The 20,327-nt window shown below is 37.9% G+C and carries 16 protein-coding genes; 8 read left to right on the top strand and 8 right to left on the bottom strand.

From position 1 onward, the window contains the following. Nucleotides 1-65: 65 nt before the first annotated feature. The 3 genes from ACQV2G_RS03580 to ACQV2G_RS03570 all read right to left on the bottom strand — a co-directional run bounded on the left by ACQV2G_RS03580 (nucleotide 66) and on the right by ACQV2G_RS03570 (nucleotide 4,344). Nucleotides 66-2,096, bottom strand: a complete 2,031-nt coding sequence (locus tag ACQV2G_RS03580; RefSeq protein ID WP_428876140.1) for an amidase family protein — start codon at nucleotides 2,094-2,096, stop codon at nucleotides 66-68. 144 nt (nucleotides 2,097-2,240) lie between these two features. Continuing rightward, on the bottom strand, nucleotides 2,241-3,218 hold the full coding sequence (pta, locus tag ACQV2G_RS03575) for a phosphate acetyltransferase (RefSeq protein ID WP_428876139.1): 978 nt from the start codon (nucleotides 3,216-3,218) through the stop codon (nucleotides 2,241-2,243). Between the two features lie 121 nt (nucleotides 3,219-3,339). Then, entirely contained in the window at nucleotides 3,340-4,344 is a 1,005-nt protein-coding gene (locus ACQV2G_RS03570; protein WP_428876138.1) for a DUF4349 domain-containing protein, read from the bottom strand. Nucleotides 4,345-4,480: 136 nt separating this feature from the next. On the opposite strand from ACQV2G_RS03570, the gene ACQV2G_RS03565 reads away from it, so the two are divergent. The 8 genes from ACQV2G_RS03565 (at nucleotide 4,481) to ACQV2G_RS03530 (ending at nucleotide 14,832) form a co-directional block, all read left to right on the top strand. Continuing rightward, nucleotides 4,481-4,930 carry a CopY/TcrY family copper transport repressor gene (locus ACQV2G_RS03565; protein WP_428873301.1) on the top strand — a complete coding sequence of 150 codons (450 nt, stop codon included), beginning with the start codon at nucleotides 4,481-4,483 and terminating at the stop codon, nucleotides 4,928-4,930. Between the two features lie 17 nt (nucleotides 4,931-4,947). Next, on the top strand, nucleotides 4,948-5,154 hold the full coding sequence (locus ACQV2G_RS03560; protein WP_428873300.1) for a heavy-metal-associated domain-containing protein: 207 nt from the start codon (nucleotides 4,948-4,950) through the stop codon (nucleotides 5,152-5,154). A gap of 23 nt (nucleotides 5,155-5,177) precedes the next feature. Then, nucleotides 5,178-7,649, top strand: coding sequence for a heavy metal translocating P-type ATPase (locus ACQV2G_RS03555; RefSeq protein WP_428873299.1), 2,472 nt, complete (start codon nucleotides 5,178-5,180; stop codon nucleotides 7,647-7,649). Between the two features lie 159 nt (nucleotides 7,650-7,808). Continuing rightward, the gene (locus tag ACQV2G_RS03550) at nucleotides 7,809-8,294 is read left to right on the top strand and encodes a nucleoside 2-deoxyribosyltransferase (RefSeq protein ID WP_428875100.1); all 486 of its coding nucleotides are present in this window, start codon (nucleotides 7,809-7,811) and stop codon (nucleotides 8,292-8,294) included. 42 nt (nucleotides 8,295-8,336) lie between these two features. Further along, nucleotides 8,337-9,890, top strand: coding sequence for a Ppx/GppA family phosphatase (locus ACQV2G_RS03545; protein WP_428875099.1), 1,554 nt, complete (start codon nucleotides 8,337-8,339; stop codon nucleotides 9,888-9,890). A gap of 23 nt (nucleotides 9,891-9,913) precedes the next feature. Next, on the top strand, nucleotides 9,914-12,193 hold the full coding sequence (locus tag ACQV2G_RS03540) for an RNA degradosome polyphosphate kinase (protein ID WP_428876137.1): 2,280 nt from the start codon (nucleotides 9,914-9,916) through the stop codon (nucleotides 12,191-12,193). 142 nt (nucleotides 12,194-12,335) lie between these two features. Then, nucleotides 12,336-13,967 (top strand): ABC-F family ATP-binding cassette domain-containing protein, encoded by a 1,632-nt coding sequence (locus tag ACQV2G_RS03535; protein WP_428873293.1) that lies wholly within the window; start codon nucleotides 12,336-12,338, stop codon nucleotides 13,965-13,967. A gap of 151 nt (nucleotides 13,968-14,118) precedes the next feature. Further along, entirely contained in the window at nucleotides 14,119-14,832 is a 714-nt protein-coding gene (locus tag ACQV2G_RS03530; RefSeq protein WP_428876136.1) for a YebC/PmpR family DNA-binding transcriptional regulator, read from the top strand. Nucleotides 14,833-15,206: 374 nt separating this feature from the next. Here the strand turns inward: ACQV2G_RS03530 and ACQV2G_RS03525 are convergent, their stop codons facing one another. The 5 genes from ACQV2G_RS03525 to ACQV2G_RS03505 are packed head-to-tail and all read right to left on the bottom strand — an operon-like array spanning nucleotide 15,207 to nucleotide 20,315. After that, complete coding sequence (locus ACQV2G_RS03525; protein ID WP_428873290.1) at nucleotides 15,207-15,833, bottom strand: V-type ATP synthase subunit D; 627 nt, start codon at nucleotides 15,831-15,833, stop codon at nucleotides 15,207-15,209. A gap of 6 nt (nucleotides 15,834-15,839) precedes the next feature. Further along, a complete protein-coding gene (locus tag ACQV2G_RS03520; RefSeq protein WP_428873289.1) occupies nucleotides 15,840-17,216 on the bottom strand; it encodes a V-type ATP synthase subunit B in 1,377 nt (458 codons plus the stop codon). After that, nucleotides 17,209-18,990, bottom strand: a complete 1,782-nt coding sequence (locus tag ACQV2G_RS03515; RefSeq protein WP_428876135.1) for a V-type ATP synthase subunit A — start codon at nucleotides 18,988-18,990, stop codon at nucleotides 17,209-17,211. The genes ACQV2G_RS03520 and ACQV2G_RS03515 overlap by 8 nt, the downstream gene beginning before the upstream one ends. Nucleotides 18,991-19,003: 13 nt before the next feature. Further along, on the bottom strand, nucleotides 19,004-19,315 hold the full coding sequence (locus ACQV2G_RS03510) for a V-type ATP synthase subunit F (protein ID WP_258436826.1): 312 nt from the start codon (nucleotides 19,313-19,315) through the stop codon (nucleotides 19,004-19,006). Next, nucleotides 19,305-20,315 carry a V-type ATPase subunit gene (locus ACQV2G_RS03505; protein ID WP_428873286.1) on the bottom strand — a complete coding sequence of 337 codons (1,011 nt, stop codon included), beginning with the start codon at nucleotides 20,313-20,315 and terminating at the stop codon, nucleotides 19,305-19,307. The genes ACQV2G_RS03510 and ACQV2G_RS03505 overlap by 11 nt, the downstream gene beginning before the upstream one ends. Nucleotides 20,316-20,327: the final 12 nt, after the last annotated feature.

The following is a 20,327-nucleotide window of genomic DNA, read 5'->3' as shown; positions in this document are numbered from 1 at the left end:
TGTTTAAACAACGTTTATAGTGGTTTTTCGGTTTGAGACTTATGATACAGCCCCTTTAAATTGCCTTATTTTTTACGAACGAAGTAACCGGCGATGCCGAATAAAGTAAGGCTTATACTGTACATGACCAGCTGATCACTTTCCCCAGTGTTTGGAAGTGTATCCTTCGCTGAATCAGTGGCTTGAACTTGATGATCCTTTACGACTGGTTGTGAAGAAGGGCTATTGGATAAATGATTGTCTTCAGCCTGTTCTTCAATATTGCTTTGGTCATCCAAGTCCTCAATTTGAGTATCTGCCCCATTTCCTACTGTTTCATCCGCTCCCGGAAATGGATTTAAGATGTTGTCTGTATCTGGCTCCACATCTGGATTTGATTCCTTATCATCACTCGGACGATTATAGTAGGTAATAAAGCGATTGCTTTCTTCTAACAGTTTCCCAATTTGTAGTAAACTGCGGTCGTTTTTAGCAAATGTGTTGAACATTACACCCATCGGCAGTCCTTTATCTGTCAAATATGTTGGTAAGCTCAGTGCAGGTGTACCAGTTAGATTAGCCAATTGAGTGTAAGGAGTCAAAGTCCACGCTGGTAACCATTGATCATAAATTACTTGTAATTTTTCAACTTTACTCAAACCAGACATGTCTTCCATTACTTCAGCCAGCTCTGGACTAATATGATTATAATCAGCCTTTGGAGCTGGGTAAGCATTAGTAGCTGTTAATAAAAATGGATATTTTGAATAGAAAGCGTTCATATCTTCTGTCACTTGATGGATATAGTCCCAAGCTCCAGCTACATCTTCTTTAGTTAAATCCTTTGATGTTTGGTATAAAGCCCAAGTTAGCAATTCCACATCTTCTCTTTGAATTGGTCGACCAAGTGGTCTCTTTGCTATGTAGTCCAAAGAGCCAGCAGCCGAAGAAGCAAGAATGTAGTATTGCTCCATTAATTTTTTTCCATCTACTGGATAAGCTACTTCCTCGACTAAATAACCTTCACCTTTTAAGAAATTGGCTACCTCTCGAACTGCTTGAATAGCATCTTCTGATATCGGCGTTCCAGCAGGAGTCATGGTTGTGTAGGCTATGGGAGTGGTCTTGTCAAAGCTTCCTTGCAGTACATGTTCACGCGTCTTTTCGTTTAATAAGGTCTCAAAAAGTGTAATTGTATCTTGCATTGATTTAGTCTCTGCAAAGTGGGTGGTTTGATTGTTTATTGAGCTGCTATCCCATGTTAAAATTCCTCTCGATGGATGTAAACCAATTAAACCAGACCAAGAAGCTGGAATTCTAGTAGAACCACCGGCATCACTGGAACTTGCGACTGGTACTTGCCCAATTGCGACAGCTGCTGAAGATCCCCCTGAAGATCCTCCCGGATTATGGGCTAAATTCCAAGGATTATGTGTGTCACCATACAATTCAGAATTAGTTACATTGATCCAACCCATTTGCGGATAAGAAGTTTGACCGATTACAATAAAGCCTGCTTCTTTAAAAGCTTTTACTTGGCGACCATCTCTAGAAGATGTTTGATCTTCCAAAAACTTGAAGCCGAGTGTATTGCTACCCTCTTCCACAGAGTGACCTAGACCCTTCACTAACATCGGCACACCATAAAAAGGCTGACCAGTATCTTCCATCGCTTCAGCTTCAGCTAAAGCAGCTTCTTTGCGTGTTGAAATAACGTTATTTAAATCAGGATTTGTTTCTTCGATTACTTGAAAAGCAAATTCAATTAATTCTTTACTTGTTGTTCTTCCACTTCTGACCATTTCAGCAAGTGTTGTGGCGTCCAACTTTTTATATTCTTCAATAGTTAAGGGAGTTTGTGAAGGTGTTTCGCCTTCACCTTGTGAATCAACTTCCATTCTAGCAGGTGTTTCTTGTGGTTCTTCTTCACTTTCACCAGGAATCACAGCATTGTCAGATTCTATCTCTGGATTTGATTTTACTTGAATAGATTGCAAGCTGGAATTTAAGCTTTCTACATCTGATTCCATAGCGTTTACATTCACTGCAAGTGGCGTGAAACTATTTAAGGCAAGGGTTGACAACAATAAGAGTCGCTTCATTAAACTTTTTTTCATTGATTTCCTCCAATAAGTAATTTTTCACAAAATCCATTGTAACATGTTCTTCACAAATGTGAAAATGATTCTCATTAGATTTGCATGGGAAAAGCTCCTCAATCAAAAATCTGCTTGAGGAGCTTGGTTTATAATTTATTTAGGTTAGTTATTTAGAGCCTGGTTGGCTGTGATAATCGCTACTTTAAACACATCTTCTTCTACACACCCTCTTGAAAGGTCTGAAACGGGTTTATTCAGTCCTTGTAAAATTGGTCCAACAGCTTGGAAATTACCTAAGCGTTGCGCAATCTTATAGCCAATATTTCCAGATTGAATTTCTGGGAAAACAAAGACAGTCGCTTGTCCATCAAGAATAGACCCAGGAACCTTTTGTGCAGCCACCTCAGGAACAATAGCCGCATCAAATTGCATTTCACCATCAATGGTCAATTCGGGTGCTAATTGCTTCGCAATTTTAGTCGCTTCTGCCACTTTATCTACTTCTGGTGATTTGGCTGATCCATAAGAAGAAAAACTTAACATCGCCACTTTAGGATCAATACCAAAGATTTCAGCTGTTTTAGCACTTTCTACCGCAATTTCAGCTAAAGATTGTGCATCAGGATTAATATTAATAGCGCAATCTGCAAACACTAATTTTTGACCATTGGTATGAGGTGGAACCATGATAAAGGCTCCTGAAATTAATTTTACGCCTGGTCGTGTTTTGATAATTTGTAAAGCAGGCCTTACTGTATCTCCTGTTGAGTAAACGGCTCCACATACCATTCCATCCGCTTGATTGGTATAAACCAACATGGTTCCAAAGTATACAGGATCTTTTAGGCGTTCAATAGCTTCTTCTCTAGTATTCTTACCCTTACGTCTTTCAACAAAAGCTTCAATCAATTGATCCATTGCTTGATATTCTTCAGGGTCATGGAGAGTAATCCCTTCAATCACCCAATTTTTTTCATTGGCTAGTTGTTTAATTTCTACCTTATTACCCAAAACAATCGGTTCCACAATATCTTCGGCATGCAAGCGTACTGCTGCTCCTAAAACACGTGGGTCAGTCCCCTCAGGAAACACTATTTTGATGCCTTTTCCTTTTATCTTTTCTTGTAACTGTTGAAACATTGCTCGATCACTCCTTAATATTCACTGTCACTCTTAATGATACACTTTTATAAAATTGTTCTCAATATTTTTATTTAAAATTGTATCTAGTCTTTGGGATAAGGTATATAATCTGATTCATTTACTTTTCATCTGTTTCACTTGGATGGAAATTCTGTTTGATATTCTGTTCATGTTTAGCACGATTTAACATTCGATTTTCTTTCTCATTTTGAGGATAGTATTTACGGTAATTATCGGCAATCTTTTTAAAAAATAAGCGATACAATAAATAGATTGCCAAACAAATCATTAAGAAGGGTAAAGCTGCTACCAATAATAAAACAAGATTTTCTAGCATCCACTTGGTAGAAATCAAAGCTTCTTTAAAAGTATTAGCTATACGACCTATAAAGGAATAATTTTGATTGCGTTCTTCTGCTAGAACATAGCGCTCACTCAAAGTAATATTGATAGTGGCTTGTTCTATTTGATTTTCCAAGTTAGCTTGTTCGGCTAAATATTGATCTCTTTGAATAATAGCATTTTCAATTTCAGTTTGAATTTGGACAATTTCTTCAATTTTTTCTGCGTGATCTAATAAGGCATTTAACCGGTCTAAACGATCCTCTACGGCTTGTAAACGGATGTCAATATCATTGACCGAGCGAGTGACATCTTGGGACCCTCTACTTGACGATTGCAAAGAAACATCCGGCAGGTCTTGGAGTTTCTCAACTGTTTGATTAAAGTTCGCCTGTGGAATACGCGCAGTCAAAATTAACTCACGCAACTCTTGCTCACTATCAGAAAATTGTCCACCATCTATCAAATACTCATTTTGATAGTGAATGCTGCCTTTGCTTTTTTCAATCACTTCAAATAAAGCTTGTTTGGCCTCCTCATATTTTAAGGTCTCAAAATATAAGTCTGCCTTTTGAATCAAATAGGCTTGGTCAGCAGCTACTTCTTCTTGATAAGTTTCATTAGTCATTCTCATCTGTTGATTATCCAAATTGATGGAATCATTAAGAATTTGGTCTGGGGTTTTTTCTGACTTAAAAGAGCTTTGATTAAAATTTTCACAAGCTACTAAACTCATTGTAACTGCTACTACTAAAATCAATAATTTGTAGTACTTTTTCATTTTATTTACTCCTTCAGATATTTTTCTTTATTATACTAGTAAATTTAATGAAAGACTAAGTTATGACTTGCAATTTGATGTCTACAGTTGTAAACTTTAAGTGAAGTTACATGTGTAATCAGAGAGGAGTTTTCTTATGCAAGAAAGTCTTTCAGTCCCATCGATCACTGATGCAGAATGGGAAATTATGCGGATAGTCTGGGCCCATCATTCACTTACTTCACGCCAAATTATCGATACTGCTAGTCAATTTTCTGATTGGAAAGAAGCTACTATAAAAACTTTAATTAACCGCTTATTGCAAAAAGAACATTTGACTCTTGAAGGAGAACATAAACCCTATCAATATCAAGCAAATATTTCTGAAAAAGAGGCGGTTCATGCAGAAATAAGTAAGCTACTGAACCGCATTTGCAATAAAGATAAGGCTCCTTTTATTCATCAAATAATTAATGATGTCATCTTATCACAAGCTGATTGTCAACAGCTGATAAAACAATTGCAGGATAAGGGCAAGCAGGCTCCAAGCCAAGTAAAATGTAATTGCCCAGTCGGTCAATGTCAATGTCACTCATGGTCTCATTAATTAATGGAGGAATTATCATGAAAAAACAAGATTTTAAAGTCCAAGGTATGTCTTGCAGCCACTGCGCTCAAACTATTCAAGATTTGCTTTTATCAATGGATGGAGTTGAGAAAGTAAATATCCAAGTGGATACTAAAGAGCTTACTATTGAGCATCAAGACTTTTTAGCTATGGAAGATTTTAATCATGTGCTTAAAGATACTCACTATCATTTAAGCAAATAATCGATCCCTAAAGGAGGGCTAAAATGCAATCAAGCACTTATACTATTGATGGAATGTCCTGCGCTTCTTGTGCAATGACAGTCGAAAAAACGCTTAATCAAACAATGGGTGTTGAAACAGCCGAAGTAAATCTACTGAACCACTCTGTAAAAGTCAATTTTGATCCACAAAAGGTCACATTTGAGACACTGGCTGATCGAGTAGAAAAGGCAGGCTATCAGCTATTACCTTCGATTAATGAAGCGCTCATTCAAAACTTTCGGATTGAGGGAATGTCTTGTGCTTCTTGTGCGCAAACAGTTGAAAAAGCAGCCAATCAACTGTCGGACGTTCAGTCTGCTCAAGTCAATTTTGCTACTTCAACATTGAATGTTGAGTGGGATCATAAAGCCCAGCCAGATAAAGCGATTGAGGCGGTGCAAAGAGCGGGTTATAATGCCAGTTTAATTATTTCTCCTGAAGAACAATATCAAAAAGATTTAGAGCGAGAACAGCAATATTTAAAAAAGTCCAAGCAAAAAATTATGGGTATGGTCCTGTTCACTCTGCCACTCTTTCTTTTAGCAATGGGTCCAATGATTGGCCTTCCTATTCCGGATTCTCTTTCAATAAAGCAACATCCAAGCGTTCATGCCCTCATTCAGATGATTTTAAGTAGTGCTGTTTTATATTTAGGTAAAGATTTATTTATTCGTGGATTCAAGAGTCTTTTGAATGGCCACCCCAACATGGACAGCTTAGTCGCAATAGGTAGTGGAGCCGCTTTTGTTCAAGGTCTAGTCGTAACGCTCTTTCTATTCATCAATCCTCTTCAAAATAGTCAAGAGATTGAATTATACTTTGAATCAGCTGCAGTAATTGTCTCTTTAATGACAATCGGCAAGTATTTAGAAGACATTGCTAAAGGACGAACTTCTTCAGCGATTAAAACCCTAATGGATTTAGCACCTAAAGAGGCACGTAGAATTAAAGAGGATGGCTCCATTGAAATTGTTCCAACCGAACGCATTCAACCAGGAGATCATTTGCAAATTAGACCTGGAGATACCATTCCAATGGATGGAATCATTCTTGAGGGTCAATCCAGTGTCGATGAATCGATGTTAACTGGTGAAGCCATGCCGGTTAATAAAAGTAAAGGCGACTGCGTAACTGGAGCTAGTTTAAATAAAACCGGTGGCTTTACCCTGGAGGTAGAACGAGTAGGGCAAGACACTACACTTTCTCAAATTATTCAATTAGTTAATGAAGCTCAATCTTCCAAAGCTCAAATTGCTAAATTTGCTGATGTGGTAGCGTCTTATTTCGTCCCAACAGTTATGGTGATTGCCTTAATCAGTGGTTTATTCTGGTTCTTTATAATGAATCAATCCTTAACTTTCAGTTTACAGATTTTTATTAGTGTTTTAATTATCGCTTGCCCTTGTGCGCTTGGTTTAGCCACTCCAACAGCTATCATGGTGGGAACAGGTAATGCTGCACAAAAAGGGATCTTAATTAAAAGTAGTGCCAGTCTAGAAACTACTCACCAAGCAGATACTATTTTGCTTGATAAGACAGGGACTATCACCCAAGGTCAACCGAGTGTGACTGATTTTTATCCTGTTGATGAAAAAGATAAAGCTATTCTATTAAGTAAGTTAGCAAGTGTTGAAGCCAACTCAGAACACCCTCTTGGCAAGGCAGTTGTCGATTATGCCGAAAGTTTCGGCATAGAATATCAGGCTTTGAAGCAAATCCAATCAATTACAGGTAAGGGAATTACTGCTGAAATTAATGGCGAAAACATAGATATTGGTAACCAGCGTTTAATGGAAGAAATATTAAGCCAACCCATCCCTCAAGATTTTCTCTCACTAGCAGATAAACTGAGTCATGAAGCCAAAACTGTTATTTTCTATGCAATTAACCGCCATTTCCAAGGCTTATTAGCCATTTCAGATCCGATAAAAGAATCGAGTATGGAAGTAATAAAAACTCTCAAAGCAATGGGTCTTAAGGTGATGATGGTGACAGGTGATAATCAAGCCACAGCAGAACATATCGGTCAATTAGTAGGAGTGGATAAAGTCTTTGCCGAAGTTTTGCCTGAAGATAAGTCACGTATTGTGAAGGAAGTACAAGCAACCGGCAATAAAGTGATTATGGTCGGTGATGGCATTAATGATGCCCCTGCTTTAGCACAAGCTGATATCGGCATGGCGATCGGGTCTGGGACCGACATTGCGATTGAATCTGCTGATATTGTGTTAATGAATAACCATTTAACCACCATTCCGACCGCTATTAATTTGAGTCATGCGACTATCCGCAATATCAAACAGAACCTTTTCTGGGCTTTCTTCTATAATGTGATAGGCATTCCTTTTGCGATGGGCATTATCTATCTATTTGGTGGTCCCTTACTTAACCCAATGATAGCCGCCTTAGCTATGAGCTTTTCTTCTATCTCTGTTTTACTTAATGCTCTACGCTTAAAATTTTTTGCTGAATAATTAACAACTCATTCGAGGAGTGGCTCAAGTTGAGCCACTCCTTTTTTGTGAATCAATTAATTTTCATGGAATTCCTAGAATTGATACACCAAACTAAAAAAATTTACTATAATAGAAGTATCAGCAATTAAAAAACTTACTTAAAGAAAGGATTTAATCATGACTAAATTATATTTTGCAAGTCCCCTTTTTAATGAAATGGAACTAGCCTTCAACCAAAAAGTTGCTAATGAATTAAGACAAGCCATACCTTCTTTAGATATTTTCTTACCACAAGAACAAGCTGAAATTAACGATAAGCAAGCCTATGCCGATTCAAAGATGATTGCTCGTTTGGATACGGAAGCAGTGCTAGCAAGTGATATCGTTTTGGCCGTCTTAGATGGACAAACCATTGATCCAGGTGTAGCCAGTGAAATTGGTATTGCCTACCAAGCCGGCATTCCTATTATTGGTCTGTTTTCAGACTCCCGTCAACAAGGCGCGGATAACCCTCAAAAAATTGAAGCACTCAAAGAAGTTGCAGAATCACAGTTCGCCTATGTTAACTTATACACTGTGGGATTGATCAAACTTAACGGAAAGGTTGTTTCTCACTCTTCCGAGATTGCTGCTGCCATTGAAGAAGTCTTAAATAAAAAATAAAGACCAAGATGTTACTAAGTCACAATAGATGGGTGGAAATATATGTATTCCAATAAAGTAGGTTTAATTGATATCGGTTCAAATACTATTCGTATGGTGATTTATGCAATCGATCAATATTATGATGTTCATGAAATTACTAACCTTAAAGCGCCTGCACGTTTATCTCAATACTTGAATAAAGATGAAAACGACCAGGTAATGATGTCTGATAAAGGGATTCAGAAACTAACTGAAACGCTAGCTAGTTTTAACTATGCCGCTCGAGCACATAAAATTGAGGAGTTAATTGTCTTTGCTACAGCAGCTATTCGTCAATCAGCTAACCAAGAGCAAATCATACAGCGGGTATTAGAAGAAACTGGCATTGAAATTCGCATCTTATCAGAAAAAGAAGAGGCTTCGCTGGGCCAGTACGCTATTTCGCACTCCTTACCTAATCGTAATATGGTGACTATCGATATGGGCGGAGGGTCTTGTGAAATAACCTTGTCAGAAAACAAAGAGATTAAACAATACCATTCCTTTCCATTTGGCGTAGTCAGCTTGAAGGAAAAGTTCTTTAAAGATAAAGACCATAATGATTCAACAGCCATTGAAAAGACAAGACGCTATTTACAAAAAACTTTTAAGTCACTGGATTGGCTAAAGAAGGTTAAGTACCCGATCGTTGCGGTCGGTGGTTCTGCGCGTAATATCGCTCAAGTTCATCAACGCCTACAGAATTATCCCATTGCTGGCTTACATGGTTATCGACTCTCTGAAAAAAATCTAAACACCACACTCGACCTATTCCAGTCAACAAATTACCAAGATATGCAAGATATTGACGGTTTAAGTTCTGATCGAACTGACATCATTATTCCAGCTAACTTAGCATTAATTGAGCTTTTTCAAATCGTCAATGCGCCTACCCTATTCATTTCTAGACAAGGGCTGAGAGATGGTGTTATTACTTACTACTTGAATGATCATTTTAACCAGCCTATTAATCCTGAGCATATTCACGTTCGAAGTGTCGCCAAAGTATGTCGTGATTTCAAAGTGCATCCAAAGGTTGCAGAAATTCGGAGTAAAATAGCGATCGATCTTTATAAACAACTGACTGATTTAGGACAAATGGATTATTCCTATGCTCAGCAAGTTGAATTAGAAATGGCAAGTTATCTCTACCGATGTGGCCAATTCATCTCTAAAGAAGCTGATTCCCAGACAACTTTCTATCTTTTATCCAATATGGATTTGGCCGGTTTTTCACATCGCGACCGTGTCCGCTTAGCTTTATTAAGCAGTTATCGTAATAAATCTTTACTCAATCAATATTGTCAGTCTTTCAGCAATTGGTTTAGTAGTGAAGATATAAAAGAACTACAAGCTTTAGGAGGTATTTTAAAATTTAGCCAATCATTAAACGATTCTAAAACTTCTCCGATTAAAAATATTAAATTAGAAAAAAAGAAAAAAGACTATATCCTAACCCTTTATCACAATGGCCCTGTGGTAGCCGAGCAATATCGAGCAGATCGTCACGCCAAACATATTGCTCGTAGCTTAGATGGAAGCTTAAAACTAAAGTATGTTGACTTAGAGGCTTAAAGAAAACTGAGAGGAGAAATGAAATGACTGAGACCAAAAAAAAGAAAAAGAAAACAGTGAATAAGGATAAGCGCATTTCTAACTCAAGAAAAAATCGCGGACAATTTGATAATCCTGACTTTTATTTTAACCGCGAATTATCTTGGCTAGACTTTAATTTACGTTGTATTGACAATGCTTATGATATGACCAATCCTTTACTGGAACAAATAAATTTCTTAGCCATTGCCTCTTCAAATCTCGATGAATTCTTTATGGTCAGAGTTTCGGGAGTTTACGATCAACACCTTGCTGGTGTGGAGGTTTCTGAAAATAAAACCTGCCAAACACCCGAAGAATTATTAGAAAACATTAGTCAGCGCAATCAACGCAATGTCGCTAAACAATACCAACGCTACCATGAATTAATGCCTCTCTTGCCAAATACTGGCTACCAAATGAAGTCCATCGGTGAATTATCCGTATCTGAACAAGCAGAAATAGACTATTACTTTAAGACCTTACTCTTACCGACTCTTTCTCCTTTAGGAATCGATGCCTACCGGCCTTTCCCTCACCTTGTCAATAAAGTTTTAAATATTATGGTTAAGCTGGAAAAGGATGGCAAAGAGCATCGAGCGATTCTTCCTATTCCTCAGCTGATTGAACGTTATTTCATTATTGAAGGACAAGTCCATACCATCGTCTTAGTGGAAGACATTATCATCCACCACCTTGATCGTATTTTTGAAGGCTATGAAGTTGTGGCTGCTTATCCTTTTCGAATTACACGTAATGCAGATTTTTCAATTGCAGAAGACGGTGCTTCCGATTTGTTAGTTCTAATTGAAGACTATGTCAAACAAAGAAAAAATGGAATGGCTGTCCGGCTTGAAATTGACCGCTCACGCTTAATGAATTTTTCTGAACAAAACCTTACTTATCTACAAGAAGTTTTTGAGTTGGAAGAAAATGCTGTTTACTTAATTGACGGGCCGCTCGATTTAACTTTCCTTTTTGCCTTAAGAGAAGAAATTGGTGAAAATAACCCTCAATTCTTATTTGAGGAGCATATACCCTACCTGAATCCCAAACATTTAGGAGAAGACCTATTCACCCAGGCCAAAGACCATGACATCTTCCTCCACCACCCTTATGATTCGTTTGATCCGGTAGTTAACTTAATAGCGTACGCTGCTCAAGATCCTCAAACCATTGCCATTAAACAGACCCTTTACAGAGTTTCTAAAAACTCTCCCATTATCTCAGCCTTAAAAACCGCTGCCGAAAACGGAAAAGAAGTTACCGTGTTGGTGGAACTAAAAGCACGTTTCGATGAAGAAAATAATGTTTATTGGGCCAAAGAATTAGAAGAAGCAGGCTGTCACGTTTTATATGGTGTTAGTGAACTAAAGACCCATTCCAAAATTTCACTGGTCATTCGCAAGGAGGATAATAAAATCCAACCTTACCTTCATCTAGGAACAGGTAATTACAATGACAAAACAGCAAAAATTTATACCGATATGGGCTTATTTACGACGCACCCTGGTTTAACGGATGATGCTACTGATTTCTTCAACTATTTAAGTGGTTATAGCAGCTTGCCAGATTATAAACATTTACATGTTTCACCTTTTGCCATTCGGGATTCTCTAATGGATTATATTGATGAGGAAATTGCTTTTCAAAAACAATACGGTAATGGTCGTATCATTGCTAAAATGAATTCCTTAACCGATCTTCCCCTCATCCAAAAGCTCTATGAAGCCAGTCAAGCGGGTCTTTCAATTGATCTAATTGTTAGAGGTATCTGCTGTTTGAAACCGGGCATTCCTGGAATATCTGATAATATTCGTGTACGTTCAATTGTTGGTCGCTTTTTGGAACATTCCCGTGTGTATTACTTTAACCATAATAGTGATAACCACCTATTCCTCTCTTCAGCTGATATGATGACGCGCAATATGATTAAGCGTGTCGAAATTGAATTCCCGATCTTAGATAAGGATATCGAGGCCGATATAGTGGACTATTTAGAGCTTCAATTAGCTGATAATATGAAAGCACGTGAACTGCAAGTAAACGGCGAATATATCCGCCCAGTTATCATTGAAGACCAAAAAATCAACTCGCAAGAAATTTTAATCGAGCGAGCCAGCCAACGTCAAAAAGATCTCGATGAGCGCTTAGCTAAAGAAAAACAGAGTCGCAAAATTCGACTCAGTAAACTAAATCCCGCTCGTGATAATCAGACTAAACTGTCAAGTCCGCAAGATCCTTCTATAATCAAACGCTTCTTAGCTTGGTTACGCAGTCTATAAAATTTTGACTCTGTCCCTAAATGGACAGAGTTTTTTATCTTCTAATAAGTTTATCAATAAACTATATTTCTTAATGCTTTTTAGTCCTTATCATGCTAGAATGAAGGCGTATGTCTATGAATCTAAGATGGAGGTTATGTTTGTGATCAATGTATCGAATGTTAGTTTACAATTCCCAGACCGGAAATTATTTGATGAGGTCAATATTAATTTTACACCTGGCAACTGTTATGGTGTGATCGGAGCCAATGGTGCTGGTAAGTCAACCTTTTTAAAAATTTTATCAGGTGACATTGCACCTACAACGGGAAATGTGTCCATGGATCCTAATGAAAGATTAGCTGTTCTTAACCAAAACCACTACGGATTCGAAGACTATGAAGTGATCGAAACCGTGATGATGGGTTATAAGGAACTTTATGAAGTAAAGAAAGAAAAAGATGCCATCTATATGAAAGCTGATTTTTCTGATGAAGATGGGGTGCGCGCTGGCGAATTAGAAGGTTTGTTTGCCGAAATGGGTGGTTGGGAAGCTGAATCAGAAGCTTCTAATATGTTACAAGGCTTAGGAATCCCTACTGAACAACATACAGCCAAGATGAGTGAGCTTATCGAAGCTGATAAAATCAAAGTTTTACTGGCTCAAGCACTTTTTGGTAAACCGGACAATCTGCTCCTAGACGAGCCAACTAACGGTCTAGATGCTCAAGCTATTGATTGGCTAAGTAACTTCATCATGGACTTCCCAAACACTGTCATCGTTGTTTCTCACGACCGTCACTTCCTAAACACAGTATGTACTCATATGGCGGATGTCGACTTCGGTAAAATAAAAATTTATGTGGGAAACTATGACTTTTGGTTACAATCCAGTCAATTAGCCGCTAAATTGCAAGCGGATCAAAATGCTAAAAAAGAAGAAAAAATTAAAGAATTACAAAACTTTATTGCGCGCTTTTCTGCTAATGCTTCTAAATCAAAACAAGCGACCTCTAGAAAGAAACTTTTAGAAAAAATTACCCTGGATGACATTCAACCTTCCAGCCGTCGCTATCCATTTGTCGGCTTTTCACCTGAACGTGAAATCGGTAATGATTTACTTAGCGTAGAAGGACTGTCAAAATCAATTGACGGTGAAGCCCTCTTTGATAATGTTACTTTCACTTTGAATCGTGATGATAAGGTGGCTTTTGTCTCCCGCAATGACAATGCCATTTCAGCCTTTTTTGAAATCTTGATGGGAAACTTGGAAGCAGATAAGGGAAGCTTTGAATGGGGTGTTACGACTTCACAAACCTATCTGCCACGTAATTCGGGCGATGAATTTGATGGAGTCGAGTTGTCAATTGTCGATTGGTTAAGACAATATGCTTCTAAAGAAGAAAGTGACAATACCTTCTTACGCTCCTTCTTAGGACGCATGCTCTTTACAGGAGATGATGTCTTAAAACCTGTCAACGTCCTTTCTGGTGGTGAGAAAGTCCGCTGTTTACTTTCAAAAATGATGCTATCGAAAGCCAACGTTTTAGTGATGGATCAACCAACCAACCACTTAGACCTTGAATCCATTACTGCTTTAAACGATGGTTTAATTAAATTTAAATCCGCTATTCTCATCGCCTCACATGACTACGAAGTCTTAAATACAACAGTCAATCGTGTAATTGAAATTACTCCAACTGGGGCCTTTGATCGCATGAATACCAGCTATGAGGAATTTGTCAATGATAAAGATTTACAAGCGCGAATAGATAAAATGTATCCAAAAGATTAATTTTAAGCGACTCAGCAGTCGCTTTTTTTCTTTTGCTATCAAAAGTTTGACAGAAATCTTGCAAGCTAAAAATTTTTGAAAAAAATTCTATAAATGAAGCTTGTTTTTCGCTATAATACAAACAGACTATAATGAAAGTGAAGTGAATTAAATGGGTCGTAAATGGATGAACATTCGCGAAAAAAAAGCGAAAACCGATCAACAAACCTCAAGAATTTATGCAAAATTTGGCATTGAAATTTATGCAGCAGCCAAATCAGGAGACCCAGATCCGGAGACCAACCAGAAACTAAAATTTGTTGTCGATCGTGCTAAAACCTATAATGTACCATCTCACGTCATCAACAAAGCCATTGACAAGGCCAAAGGCTCGGCCGATGAGACCTTCCAAGAATTGCGATACGAAGGTTTTGGCCCGAATGGTTCAATGATTATCGTGGATGCTTTAACAAACAACGTAAACCGCACTGCCGCCAATGTTCGCATGGCCTTTAATAAGAACGGTGGAAATATGGGGGTTGCTGGATCCGTTTCTTATATGTTTGATCATGTGGCTGTTTTTGTGATGGAAAACCAAGATGAAGAAACCATTACGATGGCTTTATTGGAAGCAGATCTCGATGTCAAAGATGTTTATACTGAAGAAGGATCTGTGGTTGTATATGGTCAACCTGGTGATTACGGCACTATTAAAGAATGCCTGGAAAGTATTGGTATTACTGACTTTTCAGTGGCTGAAACTGAAATGATTGCCCAGACTGAAGTGGACCTCAACGCAGAAGACTTGGAAACTTTTGAGAAGTTAATTGATGCATTAGAAGATGATGAAGACGTGCAAAAGGTTTATCATAATGTGAATGTGTAATTAATTCACGTAAATTTAAAGGTCTATATTCCTATGTTAACAAATAGCCTCCTATCCGTTGAATAGGAGATTGTTTGTTAACATCCGTTTAAATATCAATCTTATTATTTATATTTTTGTACACGATACGATCATAATACAATAAATAATTCCACCAAATAAAAGGTATTAATAAAGGAATTGCTCTTCATAAATAAAAATAATCCGAATAGTTATAGAAAGAACATTCAATCCAACTATTGATGCTCTCTTATAGATTAAACGTTTAGAGAAGCATCAGTGGAGTGAGTAATAAATCCATTGATTTATTTGACAATCTTTCTACATACTATTCGGATTTTTTCATAAGACTAATTTATTAATCTTTCTACTAATTATAGATCTTTAACCTTCATCATACGAGTGATACTTGCTCGCTCATTTTCTTCTAACTTCATTGAAATATAGTTGATTGTCTCTTCGGTATCCGGAATCATTCGATATTCAAGAGCGTTAACACGTCTTCTTGTTTTTTCGATTTCATCGGCTAAAAGCTGACAAGTCTTTTCAATTTCGACTAAATCTAATAACTTGGGCAAAATGGACCTTAAACCTTCTAAAGCTTCATCTAATTCCGCATTGGAATTCAAATAACCATAGCGTAAAGGCTCATCATCAATATCATCATCTAAATTAAAATCCATTTTAGGAACATTGACACTCATAATATTTTTAAGGTCAATTGAAAGATCAATGTTTTCACCTGAAATGGCCGCTATCTCTTCAATAAAATGATCGCTCATTAAAGACTTCGCTAATACAAATGATTGTAAGGCATTTGAAAGTTCTGCTTCCACTTGATCTCTTAGTTCATTGTTTTTACGAATCAAATCAATAAAATGGCGCATCAATTCATCTTGCTTATCTTTAAGTAACTTATGCCCGCGACTAGCCAGTGCGTGCGTACTCTTTAAAGCTGACAGCTCCATCCGGGTGGGCTTTACCCCTAATACGTTTGCCATAGTGCATTACTCTCCTTTCGGTAAGTATTGCTCGATCATTGGATCCTTGATCCGTTTCAATTCGCTCTTCGGTAAAATCTTTAATAAGTCCCAGGCAATATCAAGCGACTCAAAGATGTCACGGTTCTTATCAAAGCCTTGGTTAACATAGCGTTTCTCGAATTCATCAGTAAATTTAACATACTGTTTATCGATATCTGAAAGGGCTGACTCACCCAATACAATCGCTAATTCTTTTGCTTCTTTACCTTTGGCATAAGCTGCAAATAGCTGGTTCATTGTCGGTGCATGATCTTCACGTGTTTTTCCTTCACCGGTTCCCTTATCCTTCAAACGCGATAAGGAAGGAAGAACATTAATAGGCGGCTTAATACCTTGGTTATCTAATGAACGGTCTAAGATGATTTGTCCTTCAGTAATATAACCGGTTAAGTCAGGGATTGGATGAGTAATATCATCTTCAGGCATGGTAAGAATTGGGATTTGAGTAACCGATCCCTTAGATCCTACTAAACGTCCTGCGCGTTCATAGAGTGTAGATAGGTTGGTATATAAGTAACCTGGATAGCCACGACGGCCTGGTACCTCACGACGGGCTGCTGACACTTCACGTAAGGCCTCACAATAGTTCGTCATGTCTGTCATGATAACTAAAACGTGCATATCTTTTTCAAAAGCCAAGTATTCGGCAGCAGTTAAGGCGATTTTTGGAGTCGCTAACCGCTCAATTGCTGGGTCATTAGCTAGGTTAACAAACATTACTGAACGATCGATTGCTCCGGTTTCACGGAAAGAATCCATAAAGTATTCAGCCTCATCATAAGTAATTCCCATGGCTGCAAAGACAACTGCAAAATTTTCATCAGAATTTAAAACAGTTGCTTGACGTGCAATTTGGGCTGCTAACTCTTTATGCGGCAAACCAGAACCAGAGAAAACGGGTAGTTTTTGTCCACGAACCAGTGTATTCAAATGGTCGATGGTTGAAATACCTGTTTGAATAAATTCATCCGGATAGTCACGCGCCATTGGGTTAATCGCTTGACCATTGATATCAGCAAACTTTTCAGGAATGATTTGCGGTCCGCCATCCATCACATTACCCATACCGTCAAAGATGCGTCCCACAATATCTTCGGATAAAGCAAATTCTAAGGGCTTGCCTTTAAAACGCGCTTTAATATTGGATAGCTTCATTGAAGAAGTACCACCATAGATTTGAACAACGGCTTTACCCTCTTTAGCTTCTAACACCTGACCCATACGAATTTCACCATCGTGGAGCTCAATTTCAACTAGTTCGTCATAGGCTATATCTTCGACGCCATCTACAATCATCAAAGGACCATATAGGTCAGAAATGTTTGTATATTCCTTAAGCATTTGCTCCACCTCCTTGTTCTAATACTTGTTTCATGTAGGTAGCAATTTGCTGATTAATCTCATCCAAGCGGTGAATTTCTTCTTCTGGAATAAATTTAGCTCGAGCAATTTGCTCACGAACTTCTTGAGTACCTTCCATAATTTCATTATAGTAAGCACCCAGTTTCATTGCTTCTCTTGCCTCATTTTCAAAATCAATAATTAAATTCAATAATTTCAATTGTTTTTCTTCAGAGGTTGTCGTATCAACATCGTCAAAAGCATTTTGTTGTAAGAAGTCTTCACGAATCATCCCTGCGATGGCAAGCGTTAATTTATCTTTTTCAGAAAGTGAATCTAAACCAACCAAACGAACAATTTCTTGCAAGCTTGATTCTTCTTGAAGAAGGGATAAGCAATGACGTACTTTCTCACCCCAACTTGGGTCAATGTGTTCATCATTATGTGCTTGAACATCGGTTGAATATTGAGAATAAGAATCTAGCCAGTTAATAGCTGGGAAGTGACGTTGTTGTGAAAGTTTAGAATCTAAACTCCAGAATACTTTTACGATACGTAAAGTATTTTGGGTAACGGGTTCTGAAGTATCCCCACCTGGAGGTGAAACCGCTCCAATGGCAGAAACTGAACCAACGCGCTCATCTGATCCCAATACTTGGACCAAGCCGGCACGCTCATAGTATTCTGCAATACGTGAACCTAAATAAGCTGGATAACCTTCATCCCCTGGCATCTCTTCCATACGTCCTGACATTTCACGTAATGCTTCTGCCCAACGTGAAGTAGAATCCGCCATGATGGCCACTGAATAGCCCATATCACGGAAGTATTCCGCAATAGTGATACCTGTATAGATTGAAGCTTCACGAGCCGCCACCGGCATATTGGAAGTGTTAGCAATTAAAATAGTACGTTGCATGATAGACTCGCCCGTTTTAGGATCAATTAATTCTGGAAACTCGTTAATAACGTCCGTCATCTCATTTCCACGTTCACCACATCCTACGTAAACCACTACGTCAACATCAGCATACTTAGCGATTTGGTGCTGAACGACCGTTTTTCCAGCCCCGAAAGGTCCAGGAACAGCAGCTACCCCACCCTTAGTGATTGGGAAGAATGTATCAATTACACGTTGTCCTGTCTTTAGTGGTGCTTTGGGAGTTGATTTAGCTTTATAAGGGCGTCCCAAACGAACCGGCCATTTTTGAACCATATTTAATTCATGTTCGCCTGATTCTGTTTCAACCACACAAACGGTATCTTCAATTTTGAAAGAGCCAGATTCGATGGATTTAATTGTTCCTTCAATGCCAACAGGAACCATAATGCGGTGCTCAATAATTTTGGTTTCTTGAACGACCCCAATAATATCGCCAGCTACCACATGGTCACCCACTGCTTTACGGGCTTCAAATTCCCAAACCTTGTCTCGATCTAAAACATCAATGTTACTTCCTCTTACTAAAAAATTACTCTCTGTTTTTTGCATGAAATCTTCTAATGGTCTTTGAATCCCATCAAACATCTTGGTTAATAGACCTGGTCCTAATTCAACTGAAAGAGGATGTCCTGTAGGTCTTACGATTTCGCCCGGTTTCAACATCGAGGTCTCTTCGTATACTTGAATGGATGCAACGTCTTGGTGCATTTCAATAATTTCGCCAGTAAGTTGCATTTCTCCAACCAAAACAATTTCACGAATTGAGGAGTCTTTCATTCCTTTAGCCTTCACTAAAGGTCCTGAAATTTCTTGAATAATTCCAGTTGTCATTTTTTTCCTCCTTTTATAATATGTTCTGTCCGATTGCTTTTTCAACGTTGTCATTGACTTTGGCTTTACCTATTCCAAGAGATCCTTTATGAGTTGGAATTAGAATAACCGCAGGGGTTGGTAAAGTGTCAAAGTGACTAATCGTATCGGGTATTTCATGAGCTAGATTTTCTGTCAATAATACGACACCAATATTTTCTTCTTTTAAATCGTGTAGAATTTTTCTAGCTTCCTCGCCACTACTTGCTGGATAGACTTCAAATCCTAATAGTTTAAAGGCTAATACGACGTCACGGTTACCGATTACTGCTATTTTATATGCCATGAATAGGTCGCATCCTTTCTTTAATTAGTTGATTGTCTAAATTATTTTCTTTCCCAATTAAGATGAGACGTACGTTGTCACTCTCATTTTCCAAGAAATATAGATAAGTAAGTACTGGCATCGGCCCGAAGGCATCAAATGAGAATGATCTTAAAATCCGACTAAACTCGCCTTGAATTAAAGCATTTAGTTCAGTTGGGTTGACCTTTTCATCATTCAATTGATCCCAAACAGGGTCTAAATTAATCATGTATTCAGCTGTTTGATAAGTTTCAACTAAACCGTTCAAATCTTTTTCTCGCCAATTTTCAATGATATCATCACGACTCACTGCCCCTTGACTTGATAAAGAGGTGAAAATAAATGATGTACTTTGACCTTGTTTAAAAGCACGGACAAAAGTTAATAAATTTTGAAAATCAATTTTCATTTTTACAAATCGACTGAGTTCTTCATGCTTCATTGCATCGGCATGAGATCGGATATGTCTTAGATAGGCTGTATCCAAAATGACATCAATCGAATGGGTATCGCCTGTGTCTTCTACTGCTGTGATAGCGTCATAGACAGCTTCTTCTAATACAGGATGAAGGTCTTCATTTTGTCCTTTTGTAGACACAACTTGAGCAAGTTCCTCTTTTGAAAAACTGCCAATCGGAATGTACAAATGAGACAAATCTTCATCCAGATATTTTTCTTTAATTAAAAGCTTCAAATTATGATAAGTATATCTTAATGAGAAGATTTCGATTATACGCCTATCAGGTGATGCCTCAAGTAATTCTTCATATACATAAACCAAACGTTGTTGAATGATTGGCTCAAAACTACGATTTAAACGCACTTCCTCCGGAATAGAATAAGCCGTCTTACCTAAGTAGTCTAAAACAGCATCAGAATGGTCCATTTGTAATAACGTTTCATAGTCTGATTGACTGAGAAGTTGAGCTTCATAGAGGCGCAGGGTCGTATTTAAACCAGCATACTCTAATTCTTTCATTATAAGCCCCCC

The sequence above is a fragment of the Facklamia sp. P12955 genome, assembly GCF_050409565.1.
GTDB lineage: Bacteria > Bacillota > Bacilli > Lactobacillales > Aerococcaceae > Facklamia.
The sequence above is the reverse complement of the archived record's forward strand: the minus strand, read 5'-3'. Positions and strand labels throughout refer to the sequence as shown.

What these genes read in the sequence shown, in the direction of transcription:
- ACQV2G_RS03525 (WP_428873290.1), bottom strand. Translation starts at nt 15,833, where the DNA reads ATGGCAAACGTATTAGGGGTAAAGCCCACCCGGATGGAGCTGTCAGCT.
- ACQV2G_RS03550 (WP_428875100.1), top strand. Translation starts at nt 7,809, where the DNA reads ATGACTAAATTATATTTTGCAAGTCCCCTTTTTAATGAAATGGAACTA.
- ACQV2G_RS03580 (WP_428876140.1), bottom strand. Translation starts at nt 2,096, where the DNA reads ATGAAAAAAAGTTTAATGAAGCGACTCTTATTGTTGTCAACCCTTGCC.
- ACQV2G_RS03545 (WP_428875099.1), top strand. Translation starts at nt 8,337, where the DNA reads ATGTATTCCAATAAAGTAGGTTTAATTGATATCGGTTCAAATACTATT.
- ACQV2G_RS03510 (WP_258436826.1), bottom strand. Translation starts at nt 19,315, where the DNA reads ATGGCATATAAAATAGCAGTAATCGGTAACCGTGACGTCGTATTAGCC.
- ACQV2G_RS03565 (WP_428873301.1), top strand. Translation starts at nt 4,481, where the DNA reads ATGCAAGAAAGTCTTTCAGTCCCATCGATCACTGATGCAGAATGGGAA.
- ACQV2G_RS03520 (WP_428873289.1), bottom strand. Translation starts at nt 17,216, where the DNA reads ATGCTTAAGGAATATACAAACATTTCTGACCTATATGGTCCTTTGATG.
- ACQV2G_RS03530 (WP_428876136.1), top strand. Translation starts at nt 14,119, where the DNA reads ATGGGTCGTAAATGGATGAACATTCGCGAAAAAAAAGCGAAAACCGAT.
- pta (WP_428876139.1), bottom strand. Translation starts at nt 3,218, where the DNA reads ATGTTTCAACAGTTACAAGAAAAGATAAAAGGAAAAGGCATCAAAATA.
- ACQV2G_RS03515 (WP_428876135.1), bottom strand. Translation starts at nt 18,990, where the DNA reads ATGACAACTGGAATTATTCAAGAAATTTCAGGACCTTTAGTGAAGGCT.
- ACQV2G_RS03570 (WP_428876138.1), bottom strand. Translation starts at nt 4,344, where the DNA reads ATGAAAAAGTACTACAAATTATTGATTTTAGTAGTAGCAGTTACAATG.
- ACQV2G_RS03555 (WP_428873299.1), top strand. Translation starts at nt 5,178, where the DNA reads ATGCAATCAAGCACTTATACTATTGATGGAATGTCCTGCGCTTCTTGT.
- ACQV2G_RS03540 (WP_428876137.1), top strand. Translation starts at nt 9,914, where the DNA reads ATGACTGAGACCAAAAAAAAGAAAAAGAAAACAGTGAATAAGGATAAG.
- ACQV2G_RS03505 (WP_428873286.1), bottom strand. Translation starts at nt 20,315, where the DNA reads ATGAAAGAATTAGAGTATGCTGGTTTAAATACGACCCTGCGCCTCTAT.
- ACQV2G_RS03560 (WP_428873300.1), top strand. Translation starts at nt 4,948, where the DNA reads ATGAAAAAACAAGATTTTAAAGTCCAAGGTATGTCTTGCAGCCACTGC.